Below are 16,441 nucleotides of genomic sequence, written 5' to 3'. Positions count from 1 at the left end.
GATCTTCTAATTCATCTTCAATTTCAGTAATGCACGAAAAATACCAGCAAGATTATCTTCGTAAATAAATATTAAAGATGGAACCTTTTCCATTTCTTTGAGTAATATAGGCCAAAATTCTTTATATTCTTCATCGCAAGTATTAAATAAAGTCTCTTCAGTTAAATACATTAATATAGCAACTAGATTATCGGTCATTTGATATTGTCTGATCTCTTGAATAACTTGCAGCCAGTTTTCTAGCCCTGATTTTATGTTTCTTCTTTTATATTTCACACTTTTAGAGGTAAATTTGTCCTCGGTAGCTTCCTGCGTTGCACCAGAGATAATAAAGGCAGTTTTGTGATTTTGCTTGCTCATACATTTTACTCCGCTAAAATCCTACGGAAGTGAATAACAAAATTGTATCATACCAGCGCCATAGAAAAAGGGTAAAAAATAGCCCATGTATAACACATGAGCTATACAACAGTTTGCTTGAATTTTGCCTGTGGAGTAAATAGCGGCGATTAATAAAGATGGCTTTGTTATGCGATGATTCGCCAGCTCACTCTAGATGATGCCTGAATCCTAATCAGAGGATTTGCAGGTTCGGGTCTTATGTGGCTCATCATCATCACGAAGCTTTAGGCGTCATTGCCTAGAGCCTTGCGTTGGCAACGTTTTGAGCTAGGGCACAACACGGCGCCAGCTTTGCGTAAATGGCTCGACGTAGTCACGAAACGACTGGCCGGGCGCAAACCAGTTAGTGCCGTGGCGTGTGCCGTATTCCCACACTATCAAGCGGTCGCGCAGCATATACAGAGCATAGCGCTCCGCAAAGCCCGCACGCGCAGGTCTCTGCTTGAGGTAGCTGCTGGCAAACGCGCGAGCCAGGCCCTCGCCGCGCTGCTGCGCCTGCCCGAGATAGATCGCAATCAGGCGCATCAAATCGGCTTCGCCATCGCCGAAATAATACTCCATCAAGTCGAAAAGCCCGCTGACCTGCCACCTGCCGCTGTCATCCGTCACCAGCACGTTGCCGGGGTTATAGTCATTCATCACGAAACAGGGCTGGAACCCATGCGCAAGCGCGGCCTGGGCGTCGCCAATAATTTCCTCGATCCACGTGCCATCGCCGGCTGTGGTCGCTTCGCCGTGTGCCTGCGCTGCGGCCAGCCACTGCCGTATATCGGCCACAATCCAGCGTGCAAATCCCTCGCCAAACGGCTGAATAGTGTCTGTTGCGAGGTCGTAGGTACCGGCATGCGGCCAGGTCAACTGGTGGACCTGCGCCAGGTTGTGGCCCAGCGCCTGCGCAATATCAAGCTGCTCTGCGTCGGTCAGGCGCGGGTCGGCGGGGCTTGTGCCAGGCAGGCGCGGCATCAGCATATACGGCCAGCCAAAAATGTCGGTTGAGGTGTCCAGCAAGTAGGGATGCGCAACCGGCACCGATGTATGCTCGTGGAGAAGTGCCGCCCCAAAGCGCTCTTTGGGGAATTGCCAGGGATAGTGAGGCACGCCGCGCAGCACATACCTTCCCTGCGAGCTGTGGACAAACACATTCTGGCCAAACAAACCTTGCGAGACGGGCGCGGCTTCCACAAACGCGCCCAGGCCAAAGCGGGTCAGTGCAGCCTGGAATTGGCGCGGCGTAAGCGCGCCAAGGCGTTGCGAATACACCTGCGCTGGTGATTGTGCGCTCGGTTCGCTCATAATTTTATGTCGAGTTCAATTCCAGGTGAGGTTCTATAGCGGTTTGCAGAACAATTGAACACTCATATGCTCGCGAGAACGCATTGCAGCGCAGAAAATGCAGCTGCCTTCTGCATCCTGCCAACTGCTATAGGGCAGGGGAAGTTCTTGTTACGCATCGCAATCCCCGATCCCTATAGTGGTTTGCAGAACAATTGAACACTCATATGCTCGCGAGAACGCATTGCAGCGCAGAAAATGCAACTGCCTTCTGCATACTGCCAACTGCAAACTGCTATAACCCCTGCGCTCAAAGCGCACGCGGGCGAACGGTTATTATTCGTGTTGTCAGCCAGCCTTGTTGTTGTTCGCGCGATTCTCGCGGACGCGGTAGCCAACAATGGTGCGAATAAGTGGCAACGGCAGCGGTTTGTCGTGTGGGAATTGGATGGTGCCTTTTCCTGAGGTCGTATAGTCGTGCAACTCCTGAATCGATGCCTCCATCTCCGCCGTAATCGGGTACAGGCTGATATGGCGTTTCCAGGCGGCAAAATAAATCAGATTACCGTGCAGCACAAAGGTCGGCATCTGATATTTGATCGCTTCTTCCGCCTCGGGTACGGCGTCTTTGATAGTTTGCCGAATCTGGTGCAATCGTTCCTGCACGGCCGTCGGAAACGACTGAATGTACTCGTCGATGGTTGCGAAGTGATTTTTGGAAGCACTCATCGTAGCGTTGCCAATCTTCAGAGAGCGTCGGGCCAGGGGTGCTGACCACTACGCAGAGGCGGCACATATGTCATCGGGCGCTCGTATATCGATGGCGCGCACCACTTCCTACAAATAACGATCGGGCGTGGCGAAGCGCAACGGCTGTTTCCTTTTGTATGGGCCTATCTAAACTGCGGCCTGCGAATACACTACAGACAATCGATGATTTGTTGAGATGTGCCGGCAGCTGGGCGCACTGCCAGGCGCAGCACCTTTTTATGCGCCAGGCGCATCAGCAAGCGACGCAATCGCAATCGCCTGGCCGTTCAGCACCGCATTGCCCGAAACCGGGTCGCGCGCTTGCTCGTCGAGCAGGGCGTTAAGGTTTGCGCCGGGCCGCTCGGCCGCGAGGGCGAGTTGCGCGCCGGGCAGGTTGTGGCCCCAGCCGTGCGGCAGGCTCACCACGCCGGGCATCATCTCGTCGCTGATTTCGACCACCGCCTCGATGGCGCGGTCGGCGCTGGTGATGCGCGCCAGCGCGCCGTCGCGCAGCCCGAAACGTGCCGCGTCGGCTGGGTGCACCAGGGCGGTGCAGCGGAATGGGCCTTTCGCCAGCGTTGGCAGGTTGTGCATCCAGCTGTTGTTCGAGCGCAGCTGCCGCCGGCCAATCACCACAAGCTCCGGCGCGGGGCGCTCAAGGTCGGCCGCCACACGACCGAGATCGTCCAGCAGCATCGGTGGCGCCAGCTCGATCTTACCCGAGGGCGTGCGCAACACCTCGGGCAGGCGCGGCACGAGCGGGCCAAGGTCGATGCCATCGGGCGCAGCCATGAGCTTGGCGAGGTTCAGGCCGTCGGGCTTGAGGCCAAACTGGTCGCCATACGGCCCGGCGCGCAAACCCAGGTCGAGCAGGCGTTCCGGCCCCTGCCAGCGCGACACCGCCCGCAGCACGGCGTCGGCGTGCACCCCCGCCTGACGGCGCACATCCGCCGCAGCCAGCTCGTCATCAAGCTCCACAATATCGGCCTGCGCGCCGCGCCCGCCTACAATCGCGCACAGGCGCAGCAGCGTTTCCCACTCGGCGGGCATAGCGGCCGGGCGCGGCAGGGCGGCGGGGCTGTAGCGCGCATGGTTGCGGTGCGAAAGCTGGCTGAACGCAACGTCGTAGTGCGATTCTTCGAGGGGCGAGCCGCCGGGCAGAATCACGTCGGCGTGGCGCGTGGTTTCGTTCAGGTAAATATCGAGGCTGACCATGAACTCAAGCTGATCGAGCGCAGCGGCGAGGCGCGGCCCATTCGGCGAGGACAGAACCGGGTTGCCCGCGATGGTGATCAGGGCGCGCACCTGGCCCGCGCCCGGCGTGGCAATTTCTTCGGCCAGGCATGTCATTGGCAGCTCGCCCATGACTTCGGGCGCGCCGCTCACCCGGCTGCGGTAACGACCCGTGACGACGCCGCGCCCGCTCCCCGGCGCACCGGCCGTGTTGGCAGCAAAGGCGGCGGCTTTCGGGAACATTGCGCCGCCCGGCGCGTCGAGATGCCCCGTCAGCACGTTCAGCGCGTCGATCAGCCAGCTTGCCAGCGTGCCATATTCCTGCGTGCAGGTGCCAACCCGCCCATACACCGCGCCGCGTTCGGCGGCAGCCAGCTCGCGGGCCAGCGCGCGAATGTCGGCGGCAGCAATGCCGCAGCGCGCCGCCATGCGCTCGGGTGGAAAGGCGGCGACGGCGTCCTGAAGCGCTTCCAGCCCGGCCAGATAATCGGCCAGACGGCCCAGGCGCACGAGCTTTTCTTCAAACAGCGTATGAGCCATGCCAAGCAGCAGAAAGACGTCGCCGCCGGGACGGATGAAGAGGTGCCGATCGGCCAGGGCCGCCGTTTCGTTGCGGCGCGGATCGACCACCACAATGCGCCCGCCGCGCGCGCGCAGAGCCTTGAGCTTGCCCCGCACGTTTGGCACGGTCCACATGCTGCCATTCGACACGGCCGGGTTCGCGCCCAGAATCAGCAGAAAATCGCTGCGCTCAATATCGGGCACCGGCACCGAGAGCCAGTGGCCAAACATCAGGCCGGCCGCAAGCTGCTTGGGCAGCTGATCGAGTGTCGAGGCGGTGAAGACGTTGCGGGTGCCGAGGGCGCGCAAGAGGCGCGGGAAGTAGAGCTGGAGCGCGAGCTTGTGCACCACCGGGTTGCCCACCACCAGCCCGGTTGCGTCGTGGCCGTGCGCCTCAATAATCGGCGGCAGGCGGCGCTCGATCTCGGCAAAGGCTTCGTCCCAGCTCGCCGCGACAAAACGACCGTCGCGCTTGATCAGCGGCGTGCGCAGGCGGTCGGGGTCGGCGTGCAGGTCGCGGAGCGCCACGCCCTTCGGGCAAAGGTGCCCGGCGCTAAAGACGTCGGCGGCGTGGCTGCGCACGCTCACAACCTCGCCGTCGCGCAGGCGCACTTCCAGGCCGCAACATGCCTCGCAGAACGGGCAGATCCGCAGCGCAACGGCCTCACCGGCTTGACTGGTCATCGGCGACCTCCTTGTATGTTCAGGAGTCAGTGGTCAGAAGTGAGCGCTTCCCTGGCGTTCCAGGACGTGATCATAGCGCGAACCACAGCAGAATGTCAAAGTCCCAAAAATTCATCCACAGATTACGCAGATTTCGCAGATTATGGACCTCGTCTTTATATAACTTGCGTAATCTGTCGATCGATCGCGTTCTTATTCCAACGTTGACCTAGCCCCGGCTTCGGCGGTTTGCAGAACAATTGAACACTCATATGCTGGCGAGAAGGCGTTGTAGCGCGGAAAATTCAACTGCCTACTGCGTCCTGCCGACTGCAAACTGCTATAGGCGGTGGTGCAGCACTTTGGGGGCGCTTCCGTGCTACAATAGCTGTATCCCGTTTCGGATAACCGAGCCGCACACTGTATGTGTTTGTCGCACTCCATGAGAGCAAGCGCAGCCTTGCCTGATCTGGCGCGCCACGGCTGGAAACGGCGGAACGAGAATATTGGCGGCACCTGCCCGAGCCGTTCGTCATCGCAACCAAAGGAGAGCTCATGGGCAGCATTCGACGGTTTCGCAGGGCTCACCACTTCTTCGGCGCGTTGGTCGTTGCGCTGCTGGCAGTAGGCGGGGCGCTTCCCGTTCGCGCCAGCGGCGGCGTAGTGACCGACTGTAGCAGCGATTCCCAGCTGAACAGCCTGATCGCGACGGGCGGCACGATTAGCTTCAACTGCGGCGCGGGCGCGCACACCATCCCAGTCAGCGGCCAGAAATCAATCAACGCCGACACAACGATTGATGGCGGCGGCACGATCACGCTGGATGCACAGAACCAATTCCGCATCTTCGACGTGGGCGCAACACTTACGCTGCGCGGGCTGGTGCTGACGCGCGCCTTCTTCAATGGCGACGGCGGGGCGATTCGCAACACGTCGAACGGCACATTGATACTGGAAAGCAGCACCATCCGCAACAGCCACGCCACGCTCAGCGGCGGCGCGATCCTCAGCCTTGGGCCACTCACGATTCGCGACAGCCTGCTGGAAGGCAACACCGCGCTGAACGGCGGGGCATTATACCCGCGCTTCGCCGGCGCAAGCACCACGATCGTCAACAGCGTGCTGCGCAACAACAAAGCCACCGACAGCACGGACGGCTGGGGCGGGGCGATCCTGGCCTGGGACGGCGCATCCGTCACGATCGATGGCGGCCAGTTCGCTGGCAACACGGCAAACGAGGGCGGCGGCATCTACAACTTCGCCAACTCCGTGCTCGCCATCAAAAACGGCACGCAGTTGCGCGAAAACATCACCGACAAATGGGGCGCAATCTATAACGACGGCACGGCCACGATAACCGACGCGACGTTCAGCGGCAACAAGAGTTTCTACTGCGGCGGCGGCATTTTTAATTTCCAGGCAGGTGTAGCAACAGTCACCGATGCCACGTTCGACGGCAACTTCAGCAGCGAAGGTGGCGGTATTTGCAATTCCGGCGGCACGCTGACGCTGGCAAATACGACGTTCAGCAACAACTCTGTTGATTTTACCGGCGGCGGCCTGTACAACGTGAGCGGCACCTCAACGATCACAAACGTGACGTTTAGCGGCAATTCGGCGGTTGACAGCGGCGGTGGCGTGTACCAGACGGCGGGCGGCACTATCGCGCTCACAAACGTCACCCTCAGCGGCAATTCGGCACCCAGGGGCGGCGGCATCTTTCGCGACAACCGCTACACCGGCACGGTGACGGTCAAGAACAGTATTGTCACGAATAGCCGGCAGGGCGGGAATTGCGCGGGCACAATCATCAGCAGCGGCTACAACCTCGCCACCGACAACACCTGCGGTTTCACGCAGGTTGCGAACGTGCGGCTCGGCCCGCTGGCGAACAATGGCGGCCCAACGCACACATTTCTGCCAATGCCCGGCAGCCCGGCGATTGATTTCGTGATCACTGGTTGCCCGCCGCCATCTACCGACCAGCGCGGCGCACCTCGCCCGGTTGGCTCAATGTGCGACGCTGGCGCGGTGGAATTCGGCGCGTCGCTGCCAATGCTGTATGTACCACTGGCGGGTAAATAAGCGCTGGGCAAGCCCAACAAACGACGACCGACCACTGGTGGCGAACCCGTGGTCGGTCGTCGAAACAAGCAATCGTTGCGCAGCGCAATGCCCAAACCCCAACCCCTTATCCCTGCGCGTTCACGCGCACGCGCAGCCCATCGCGCGGCATGCGCGTCGGCACCGCCACCGGGTCGAAACGCTGGCCGGGCAGCAGCTCGAAGCGCAGCGTGCGCAGCAGGTAGGCCATTACAATCCGCATCTGCATCTGCGCAAAGGCCAGCCCAACGCACACGCGCGGCCCACCGCCAAAGCCCACCAGACAGAACGGCTGGCGTCCTTCGTTCTGCGCCCCGGCGAAGCGCTCGGGGTTGAAGCGATCGGGCTCGCGCCACAGCTCGGGCATGTGGTGCGTAAACACGCTGGAGTACATCACATTCCAGCCCGCCGGAATGCGGTAGCCGCCATACTCGAACTCCGACACCACCGCGCGAAAGCCGCCGGGCGCGGGCGGGTGCAGGCGCTCGGCCTCGCGCAGCACCCGGTCGAGCGCGGGCATGCGCCGCAGGTCGGCCAGCGCCAGCCCGCCCGCGCCAAACGCGCGCTGCTCGGCCAGCGCCGGCGCGGCCACTGATGGGTCGCGCGCCAGCTCGTAGACCACCCACGTCAGCAGCGACGTGATTGTGTCGTGGCCGGCCCACAGCAGTACCAGCAGCTCATCCACCAGCTCATCATCGGAAAAGCCCATGCCCTGCTCGTCGCGCGCGCTCACCAGCATGCCCAGAATCGTATCAGTTCCACCCATGCTGCGATGCTCGCCCACAATCCGCCGCAGGATCGGGCGCAGGCGCAGGCCAGCGTTCCAGGCCTTGCCATACGGAATCCACGGCAGCTTCCAGGCCGGCGGCGCAAACAGGCCGCGTGTAAAGGTGTGAAAAAGCTCGAAGCACTCGGCGGCCTCGGCCTGGCTTTGCGGCCCCAGCATCAGGCGTGTCGCAATGTCGAAGCTCAGGCGCTTGAACGCGGCAAACATGCCAAGCTCGCCCGCCGCCAGCCAGCGCTCGGCGTGCGCCGCCACCTGCGCGTGCATCTCGTCGAAGTAGGCATTCAGCGTCGTGCCGTGCAGCGCCGGCATGATCATTGCGCGGTGGCGGCGGTGCGTCGCGCCATCCAGCAGCGAAAGGCCGTCGCCAATCAGCGAGGTGATTGTTTTGCTCCAGCCCTCACGCGACGAGAAGAGGTGCATGTGCGTGCCGAGCACAAAGCGGTTGGCATCGGGGCCAAGCAGCACCGCCGTTGGGCGGCCCATCAGGTGCGTGCGCCACACCAGCCCGTAGCGGGCGTGGCGGTCGCGCGCGAACTTCAGCGGGTCGCGCGCCCAGTCGCCCGTCTCGCCGAGTACAGGGAAGCCACGCCGGCCCGGTGGCAGCGGCAGCGGCGACGTGATCGAAACGGCCATGTGTTTCTCCATCTTGGATGCGTGGGCCTTTATGGTATCATATCTGGCCTGTTGGCGTGCAGCGCTCGGGCCGCAGGGCCGTTCTTTCGGCTTTTACTGCTGAAAGTTTGCAGCACTCGAACGTGATTTTGCTCAGGCCGCAGGGCGCGGGCTGTGCCAGCCCGATATGCAGTTTGCTTAGGCCGCAGGGCCGTTCTTTTGCTTTTATTACTGAAAGCTTGCAGTATTCAAATGTGGTTTTGCTCGGGCCGCAAGGCCGCCGGGGCTCCCGCCCCAGCACCCCGGCCGGGGCTTCGCCCCTGGACCCCAAATTTTAGGTGGTTGCCATATTCAATGTTGAGTGCTCATGCCTCCGTTATGCCAAAAGCTGGCATCGAGCAACGAGTGCAAACAGCACATAGCAGCAGTGATCACCAGATTCGCTTAATCGAAGCGACGGAGGCATGAACGCAAGTCGTACATTTTGGTACAGCGCTCTTTGCCGGAAGGGGTCCGGGGAAACCGGCAAGGGTTTCACCGGTCGAAGGCACGGGGGCGAAGCGCCCCGCTAAAAGTACAAGGGCGTATCGCATACGCCCACGCACAAAGAGGCACGGGGCCGAAGCGCCCCGCTAAAAGTACAAGGGCGTATCGCATACGCCCCCGCACAAAGAGGCACGGGGCCGAAGCGCCCCGCTAAAAGTACAAGGGCGTATCGCATACGCCCCCGCTAAAAGTACAAGGGCGTATCGCATACGCCCACGCACAAAGAGGCACGGGGCCGCAGCCCCGGAAGAGGGAGATCACAATGTACCAGGCACTCCTCAACCTGCTGAATAACGAAGTTTCCGGCGAGGCCGCAAAGAATACCGTGGCACGCGTGAGCCAGTGGCACCGCATCCAGGCCAGCCCGATGTTTCGCGAAGCCGCCGAGTGGGTCGATGCCACGCTGCGCGGCTATGGGCTGGCGAGCGCCCTCGAGCGCTTCCCCGCGCGCGAGGGCGCCTATGCCTGGGCTGAGCCAATGTTTCAGGAGTGGTGGTGCGACGAGGCAACCCTGCATCTGATCGAGGCCGACGGCGCGCTGCGGCGGCTGGCCGATTACCGAGCGGTGCCGCTTTCGCTTATGCCACGCAGCGCGCCCGCCGACGGCGAGTTCGAGATTGTGGCGATCGAGGGCGGCGACCGGCCCGAGCACTACGCAGGATTGGATGTGCGCGGCAAGCTGGTGCTGACGCGCATCATGCCCATGGCCGCGCACCCGCTGGCGATCGAGCAGTTTGGCGCGGCCGGCCTGATCTTCGATGGCATGCGCAGCGTGCCCGAGGTCTGCCCGCCCGGCGATTTGCAGGACGATATTCAGTATGCGTCGTGGTGGTGGTGGGGTGGCGAAACGCGCGCCTTTGGCTTTGCGCTCACTCCCCGCGCCGGTGCCGAGCTGCGCCGCACGATTGCCCGCCGGGCCGCGCGTGGCGAAACCGTGCGCGCCCACGCCCGCGTGCGCAGCCACTTCGCCGACGGCACAATCGAAACCGTGTCGGCGCTCATCCCTGGCGCAACCGCCGAGGAAATTGTGATCACCGCGCACCTGTGCCACCCCGCGCCCTTCGCCAACGACAATGCCAGCGGCGTCGCGGCGGCGATGGAGGCGGCGCGCGCACTGCAAGCGCTGATCGCCAGTGGCGCGCTGCCCCAGCCGCAGCGCAGCATCCGCTTCCTGTGGATGCCCGAGATGACCGGCACCTACGCCTACCTCGCCGCGCACGAAGCCGACCTGCCGCGCATGCTGGCGGGCCTGAACCTGGATATGGTTGGCGAAGACCAGAACCAGACCGGCAGCTCCTGGCTGCTCATCCGCACCTCCGACGCGATGCCGAGTTTTGTTGCGCCGCTGCTGGAAGCGCTGCGCGAGGGCTATTTCGGCCAGGCGCACACCTTCAACGGCCAGGGCGAGTTTCCTCTGTTCCGCCACGCCGTCGTGCCCTTCTCGAATGGCAGCGACCACTACATCTTTGGCGATCCGTCGGTCGGCGTGCCCGCGCCCATGCTCATCCAGTGGCCCGACCGCTTCTACCACACCACCGCCGACACGCTCGACCGCGTGGACCCGCGCTCGCTGGCGCGCGCCGCCGCTCTGGCCGCGACCTACGCCTATTTTGTCGCGAACGCCGGCCCGCGCGAGGTGGCCTGGCTCGCCCGCGAAATGAACTATCGCTACGAGGTGCGGCTGGCGCGCAAGCTGCAAAGCGCCACCACTGCCGCGCTGGGCGGCGGCGCGCCCAACGGCCCCGATTGGTCGGCACGCGTGGCCTTCCGGCTCGACCGGCAGCAGGCCGCGCTCGAGAGTTTGCGCCGCCTTGATCCTGCCTTCGACCCGCAGCCCTGGCAGGCCGAAGCCGCCACCTTCACCGACGCGGCCTGGGCGCGCGCCCGCGATGTGCTCGACGACTGGCGGGCTTCCGAGCGCGGCACGCTGGCCGACGCCGATGCGCGGCTGGTGCCGGTGCGGCGGCATCGCGGCCCGATCAGCTTGCAGCCCCGCCTGCGCCGCCTGCCGCCCGACGAGCGCGCCGCCGCCAAGGCCGCGCTGCGCAGGCACGGCGAGTTTATGGACCTGCCCGCCGACGTGGCGCTGTACTGGTCGGATGGCGCGCGCACGCTCGGCAAGATCCTTGACCTCACCGAGCTGGAGACCGATGTGCGCGACCCGGAGGGGCTGATTGCCTACTTCCGGCTGCTGGAGCGGCTGGAGCTGGTCGAGCTGCGCGGGACGTAAACAATTGACCATTCCACCGGCAAGAAACGCATCGGAGCCTGGAAAAGCAATTGCCGTCTTATTCTGGGAAATAAGTTCTTTTTATCCAGACAAGCTTTCCGCAAGCTAATCTGGCTATCAGATTGAAGCAAAACTGGCTTGTGCTTCCTGGAAGCTGAGAATAAGGAATTTATTTTCCAGAGTACTGCTGCATCCTGCCGACTGCAAACTGCGAGAACGCTCGGTCTGTTTTCAGGCGGCTGGTGTGTCGTCGTGAGCCGAAGGAGGGGTACGGATGCCAATTGTGGGCGAATTTATCACCGAAACACTCCCCTATGATGCTGGTCGGCACGTCACGGTGTATCTTCCGCCCGCCCCACCCGCGGCGATCGTTTTCGCCAGTGACGGCCAGTTGATCGCGCAGTGGGGCGAAGTGCTTGAAGCTGCGGATGTGCCGCCGACCATGATCGTTGGCGCGCACCGCGTGGCAGATGAGACACTCCGGCTGCACGAATATTCTCCCAAATTCGACCCGGAGCGCTTTGCAGCGCACGAGCGATTTTTCGTTGAGGACCTTGATGCGTGGGTGCGAGCGCGTTTCGGTGTGCATCTGCCGGCCGAGCGCAGCGCGGTGTTTGGCGTTTCGGCGGGTGGCGAGCTGGCGCTTGCCATGGGGCTTCGCCACCCCGGCCGCTACGGCGCGATCTTCTCAGCCTCGCCCGGCGCGGGATACCGGCCGCCGGATGTGATGCCAAGCTCGTTGCCCCGCACGTATCTCGTGGCCGGCACACAGGAGCCGTTCTTCCTCGAAAACGCAGCCCGCTGGGCGGCCGCACTGCGCGATGCAGGTGCGGATGTGGTGATGCGCGAGCGAGATTCAGGGCACGACGACGCGATGTGGCGAAAAGAATTTCCACTCATGGTCGCGTGGGCGTTTGGGAAGCGGCATTGAGCGAGCGTCTCAGCTGATGAGTTTCGATGAGTCGCCGTACAGAAAGGATGAGAAGGCGAGCGGTTCCGTGGTTCTCGATTCTATTTTCACTCAAACCGTTTGGCCTGATTGCGCCAGCCGACTTTACCGGGACTATACACGCGAATTGTTTCACAGTACAATGCGTCATACGTCACCCACGCAGCAATTCTCACATCCAAACGCGCCGGATTCGGGGAAGCGATTATGAGCGACGTTATTTCGCTGGGGCTGTGGATCAAGCGGCGGCGCAAAGCACTCGATCTGACCCAGGACGAGCTTGCGCGGCGCATTGGCTGCTCGCTGGACACGATTCGCAAGATCGAGGGCGATGCGCGCCGGCCCTCACGCCAGATCGCCGCGCTGCTTGCCGAGCAGCTTGAGCTTGCCGCCGAAGAGCGCGCGCCGTTTATTCAGGCCGCGCGCGCCCAGATCGGCGTGGATCGGCTCGCGCCGCCAACCCAGTCGGTTGCGCGCGGCGCGTTTGTGGCAGCGCCGGCCGTGGCGACAGCCACCACCGATGCCCCGCAAGCAGCGCCCGCTCCACAGCGCAATAATCTGCCGACTCAACCAACCACTCTCATTGGCCGCGAACGCGAGCTTGCCGAAATTGTGGCGCTGCTGCGCAGGCCCGATGCGCGCCTGGTGACGCTGAGCGGGCCGGGCGGTATTGGCAAGACGCGCCTGGGCCTGCAGGCCGCCGAAGAGCTTGCCAGCGATTTCGCCGACGACGTGTTTTTTGTCGATCTTGCGCCCATCCGCGAGCACAAGCAGGTCGCGGGCGCGATTGCGCTGGCGGTACACTTGCGCGAGTCTGGCCCCCTGCCGCTGCTGGACCAGCTGCGGGCTTTCCTGCACGACAAGCACATGCTGCTGCTGCTCGACAACTTCGAGCATGTGATCGACGCCGCGCCGCTGGCCGCCGACCTGCTGGCGTCGGCACCATACCTAAAGCTGCTAATCACAAGCCGCGAGATTCTGCGCGTGCGCGGCGAGCGCGAACACGCCGTGCAGCCGCTCGCCTTGCCCGAAATGGCGCTTCAATCGCCTATGCACACATTTAGCGCAGACATCGCGCAATATGCCGCCGTCGCATTGTTCGTCGAGCGTGCCCAGGACTCGCGGCCCGATTTTCGGCTGACCCACGCCAATGCGCCAGCGGTGGCCGAGATCTGCGCCCGGCTCGACGGTCTGCCGCTGGCGATCGAGCTGGCCGCCGCGCGGCTCAGGCTCTTCACGCCCGAGGCGCTGCTGGCGCGCCTGAGCAGTCGTTTAGGTGTATTAACCGCTGGCCAGCGCGATCTGCCGGCGCGGCAACAAACGCTGCGCAACACAATCAGCTGGAGCTACGATCTGCTGAACCCAACCGAGCAAACCCTTTTCCGGCGCTTTGGCATATTTGTCGGTGGCTGCACGCTGGCGGCAGCCGAAGAAGTGCTGATGACCGAAGGCAGTGAGCTGGGCGACGCAGCGCTGAGGGCTTTAGGGCAAATAGGAAGCGGCGAAACGCGCGATGCCAGCCTCGATTCGCGGGCCACCGTGCTGGAAGGAGTGGCAGCGCTGGCCGAAAAGAGCTTGCTGCGCCGGGCCGAAGAAGCGAATGGCGAGGCGCGCTTCAGCATGCTGGAAACCATACGCGAATATGCGCTTGAGCAGCTTGAAGCGAGCAGCGAAGCCGAAAGTGTGCACCGGCAGCACGCCCGCTTTTACCTCGAGTTTAGCTCCGAACAGGCGACCGAAGATGAAAACGCCTGGACGCACCGGGTTGATGCTGACTACGATAACTTGATCGCGGCGCTCGCCTGGAGCCAGACTGTGATGGGCGATTCGGAGGCAGCGTTGCGGCTCGCGCTTGCTCTGGTTTCGCTTTGGTTTGATCGCGGTGTCCGGCAGGAGGCTATAACCACACTGCAGCGCGCGCTCGATCACCCGCTTGGGGTTGGCCGTACCGCGCTCCATATGCATGTGCGGCATCAGCTTGCCCAACTGCTCGGCTACACTGGCAACTATCGCGCGGCACAGGCCGAATATGAGCAAACGCTTGAACTCGCGCGCGAGCTCGAAGACGCCTGGATGACGCCGTGGGTGCTCAGCCGGATTGGCTGGCTGGCGCGAGAGCAAGGCGACAGCGCGACTGCCTGGCCGCATTTTTCCGAAGCCCTGGCAATCTATCGAGAACAGGGCAATGCGGAAGGCTTAGCTTGGGGGCTGATAACAGTGGCAGAAGTGGCGATTCTGGATGAAGATGCCACACACGCCGAGGAACTACTGGCCGAAAGTAACACACTCTGGCCGAATGATGGTTCGAATTGGTGGAGCTTGTGGAACGGCTGGCGACTGAATCATCTGGGACATGCAGCCCAACTACGCAGTGATTATAACCGGGCGGCGGATCTTCATCAGCAAGCTCTTGCGATCTTCCGCTCGTTGGGCGAGCAGCATTTTGGCCTGCCATGGGCGTACCACAGCCTGGGCGAAACCACACTGGGCCAGAACAGTGTGGCCGAGGCGGTGCGCTGGTTTCAACAAGGGGTAGCGATGAGCCGCCAGCTCAGCGATCAGGCGAGCATCGCCTGGTGCCTGGCCGGGCTTGGCACCGCCGCTGCACTCGACGAAGAACCTGAACGCGCGGCACGGCTATGGGCCGCCGCCGAGAAGGCGCGCCAGTCGATCGGATGCCGGCCTGCGCCTGCCGCCCGCGCCACCTACGAGCGCGCGCTGGCGCAGGTTCGTGCCGAACTCAGCGCAGAAGAATGGTCGCAGGAATGGGCCGCAGGGCAGGCGTTAACATTGGACGAGGCAATCGCGGAGGCGCTCGAAACTCGCGCCTGAAATGCCTTAATCCTGCATCCACAAGTAGCGCAGCAATCGGTAGCGGAACAGGCGCGGCACGGTGTACCACGTCAGGCTGCGGCCCTCGCGCGTCACCCACCACGTCCAGGCGTTCCAGTGCCCTCGCGACGGCGCGTGCGCGTCGTAGATCGTCAAGCCCTGGCCGCGCCAGGCGCGCTTGGCCGTCAGGTGCGCGCGAATGCCCTCGAAGTCGGACATGACCAGCACAACGCTTCGGCACCCGTGTGCAAGCAGGATCGGCAGGGCGAACTCAGCATTCTCGGCGGTGTTGGTTGCGCGCGGCTCCAGCAAAATGCACTCGGCGGGCACGCCCTGCGCAATCAGCTCGTCGCGAAACCATTCGGCCTCGTTCAGGCGCGTGCCCGGCACTGGCACGCCACCGCTGACGATCAGGCGGCGCGCCATGCCGCGATGGAACAGTTGCGCAGCCGCCGTGCAGCGCGCTCGCGCTTTCCAGTCAACGCCAGTGCCAAACACCAGCGCGGCGTCGGCTTGCGCGGTGGGCATTTTCCGCCAGTTGAGCGCATGGCCCAGCGCAACCAGGCCACCAACCAGCGCGCCAGCAAACCCAAGCGCGATTCGGGCAAACTTCATAGCGTGGCAGCCACCCCCGCCAGCACCACCATGCGCCCATTTGGCGCGGCAATGCGCAGATCGAATGTGCCGGGTGGCATGGCGTCGCACGCAAAGCTGCCCAGGTCGTCGACGATTGCGGTGGCAACCAGCGCGCCGGCCTGGCGCATTTCCACCAGCGCGCTTTCCCACACATCCTGATCATTGGCGACAAGCTGGCCTTGCAAGGCGGCGCGGCCATCGGGGCGCGGCTGGATGTCGAGAAAGATCGTCACGCCATTTGCCTCGGCCATAATTGGCTCGGGGCCGGCGCCGCGCAACACTGCGCCCGCGCCTGTAACGATCTGCGCGAACAGCGTGCCAGGGCGTGGCTGGGCGGGGGGAAGCACCGGGGCAGGAGCAGCCGTAGGCGTTTCGGCAAGCTGGAACTGTTTGAAATCGGCAAGCTCGCGTGAACACAGCGCGCACACCGCCAGGTGATCGGCCAGCGCGCTCGCCGCGTCGGTCGGCAAGCGTGTGCTGGCATACTCAGCCAGCTGCTCGGGCGGCGGGCAATCCCAGCGGTACAGCGTGCCGGTCAGGCGCTCTTCCAGCGCCCGCGCCGCATCGAGCCGCTCGGCGCAGGCAGCGCAGCCCGCCAGATGCGCCAGCACCTCGGGCGCGGCAATGCCATCGAGCGCATCAGAAAGCGCGTCGTCACTTAGTGGCGGTGGTTGGCTGCATTCCATCATAATCCCTCGCTGGGCTGGGACGTTGTGCCGATTGTGCTAATATCAATGCTCCCGCTCGCAAAATATCACAAGCAAGAACCGAGAACCGAGAACCACGGAACCGAGAACCGAGAACCGAGAACTATGGAACCACGGAACTACGGAACCACGGAACCACGGAACCAAGAACCACGGAA

The 16,441-nt window shown here is 62.9% G+C and carries 11 protein-coding genes; 4 read left to right on the top strand and 7 right to left on the bottom strand.

What is annotated here, in order from left to right; all coding sequences use genetic code 11:
* Positions 1 to 6 precede the first annotated feature (6 nt).
* The 4 genes from M1P90_RS01135 to M1P90_RS01120 all read right to left on the bottom strand — a co-directional run bounded on the left by M1P90_RS01135 (position 7) and on the right by M1P90_RS01120 (position 4,902).
* The gene (locus M1P90_RS01135) at positions 7 to 360 is read right to left on the bottom strand and encodes a hypothetical protein (RefSeq protein ID WP_483700805.1); all 354 of its coding nucleotides are present in this window, start codon (positions 358 to 360) and stop codon (positions 7 to 9) included.
* 309 nt (positions 361 to 669) lie between these two features.
* On the bottom strand, positions 670 to 1,695 hold the full coding sequence (locus tag M1P90_RS01130; protein WP_483700804.1) for a phosphotransferase family protein: 1,026 nt from the start codon (positions 1,693 to 1,695) through the stop codon (positions 670 to 672).
* 327 nt (positions 1,696 to 2,022) lie between these two features.
* On the bottom strand, positions 2,023 to 2,403 hold the full coding sequence (locus tag M1P90_RS01125; protein ID WP_483700803.1) for an iron chaperone: 381 nt from the start codon (positions 2,401 to 2,403) through the stop codon (positions 2,023 to 2,025).
* 258 nt (positions 2,404 to 2,661) lie between these two features.
* Positions 2,662 to 4,902 carry a molybdopterin-dependent oxidoreductase gene (locus tag M1P90_RS01120; protein ID WP_483700802.1) on the bottom strand — a complete coding sequence of 747 codons (2,241 nt, stop codon included), beginning with the start codon at positions 4,900 to 4,902 and terminating at the stop codon, positions 2,662 to 2,664.
* A 534-nt stretch (positions 4,903 to 5,436) separates the two neighbouring features.
* On the opposite strand from M1P90_RS01120, the gene M1P90_RS01115 reads away from it, so the two are divergent.
* Complete coding sequence (locus M1P90_RS01115; protein ID WP_483700801.1) at positions 5,437 to 6,966, top strand: choice-of-anchor Q domain-containing protein; 1,530 nt, start codon at positions 5,437 to 5,439, stop codon at positions 6,964 to 6,966.
* Positions 6,967 to 7,072: 106 nt separating this feature from the next.
* On the opposite strand, the gene M1P90_RS01110 is transcribed toward M1P90_RS01115, so the two are convergent.
* The gene (locus tag M1P90_RS01110) at positions 7,073 to 8,404 is read right to left on the bottom strand and encodes a cytochrome P450 (RefSeq protein ID WP_483700800.1); all 1,332 of its coding nucleotides are present in this window, start codon (positions 8,402 to 8,404) and stop codon (positions 7,073 to 7,075) included.
* 787 nt (positions 8,405 to 9,191) lie between these two features.
* Between M1P90_RS01110 and M1P90_RS01105 the strand changes: the two genes are divergently transcribed.
* From M1P90_RS01105 to M1P90_RS01095, 3 genes are all read left to right on the top strand, one after another.
* Entirely contained in the window at positions 9,192 to 11,159 is a 1,968-nt protein-coding gene (locus M1P90_RS01105) for a DUF4910 domain-containing protein (protein WP_483700799.1), read from the top strand.
* 274 nt (positions 11,160 to 11,433) lie between these two features.
* Positions 11,434 to 12,090, top strand: coding sequence for an alpha/beta hydrolase (locus tag M1P90_RS01100; RefSeq protein WP_483700798.1), 657 nt, complete (start codon positions 11,434 to 11,436; stop codon positions 12,088 to 12,090).
* A 225-nt stretch (positions 12,091 to 12,315) separates the two neighbouring features.
* Positions 12,316 to 14,940, top strand: coding sequence for an ATP-binding protein (locus tag M1P90_RS01095; protein ID WP_483700797.1), 2,625 nt, complete (start codon positions 12,316 to 12,318; stop codon positions 14,938 to 14,940).
* 6 nt (positions 14,941 to 14,946) lie between these two features.
* Here M1P90_RS01095 and M1P90_RS01090 read toward each other — a convergent pair whose 3' ends face one another.
* Both M1P90_RS01090 and M1P90_RS01085 read right to left on the bottom strand, forming a co-directional pair.
* Positions 14,947 to 15,555, bottom strand: coding sequence for a YdcF family protein (locus tag M1P90_RS01090; RefSeq protein ID WP_483700796.1), 609 nt, complete (start codon positions 15,553 to 15,555; stop codon positions 14,947 to 14,949).
* Positions 15,552 to 16,265, bottom strand: coding sequence for an anti-sigma factor family protein (locus M1P90_RS01085; protein ID WP_483700795.1), 714 nt, complete (start codon positions 16,263 to 16,265; stop codon positions 15,552 to 15,554). Before M1P90_RS01085 ends, M1P90_RS01090 begins: the two co-directional genes overlap by 4 nt.
* Positions 16,266 to 16,441 lie beyond the last annotated feature (176 nt).

The sequence above is a fragment of the Kouleothrix sp. 19917 genome (assembly GCF_057073505.1).
This window is presented reverse-complemented; position numbering and strand designations above follow the sequence as displayed.

Coding starts and splice junctions, on each gene's coding strand:
- M1P90_RS01110 (WP_483700800.1), bottom strand. CDS start 8,404: ATGGCCGTTTCGATCACGTCGCCGCTGCCGCTGCCACCGGGCCGGCGT.
- M1P90_RS01095 (WP_483700797.1), top strand. CDS start 12,316: ATGAGCGACGTTATTTCGCTGGGGCTGTGGATCAAGCGGCGGCGCAAA.
- M1P90_RS01125 (WP_483700803.1), bottom strand. CDS start 2,403: ATGAGTGCTTCCAAAAATCACTTCGCAACCATCGACGAGTACATTCAG.
- M1P90_RS01115 (WP_483700801.1), top strand. CDS start 5,437: ATGGGCAGCATTCGACGGTTTCGCAGGGCTCACCACTTCTTCGGCGCG.
- M1P90_RS01100 (WP_483700798.1), top strand. CDS start 11,434: ATGCCAATTGTGGGCGAATTTATCACCGAAACACTCCCCTATGATGCT.
- M1P90_RS01135 (WP_483700805.1), bottom strand. CDS start 360: ATGAGCAAGCAAAATCACAAAACTGCCTTTATTATCTCTGGTGCAACG.
- M1P90_RS01085 (WP_483700795.1), bottom strand. CDS start 16,265: ATGATGGAATGCAGCCAACCACCGCCACTAAGTGACGACGCGCTTTCT.
- M1P90_RS01120 (WP_483700802.1), bottom strand. CDS start 4,902: ATGACCAGTCAAGCCGGTGAGGCCGTTGCGCTGCGGATCTGCCCGTTC.
- M1P90_RS01130 (WP_483700804.1), bottom strand. CDS start 1,695: ATGAGCGAACCGAGCGCACAATCACCAGCGCAGGTGTATTCGCAACGC.
- M1P90_RS01090 (WP_483700796.1), bottom strand. CDS start 15,555: ATGAAGTTTGCCCGAATCGCGCTTGGGTTTGCTGGCGCGCTGGTTGGT.
- M1P90_RS01105 (WP_483700799.1), top strand. CDS start 9,192: ATGTACCAGGCACTCCTCAACCTGCTGAATAACGAAGTTTCCGGCGAG.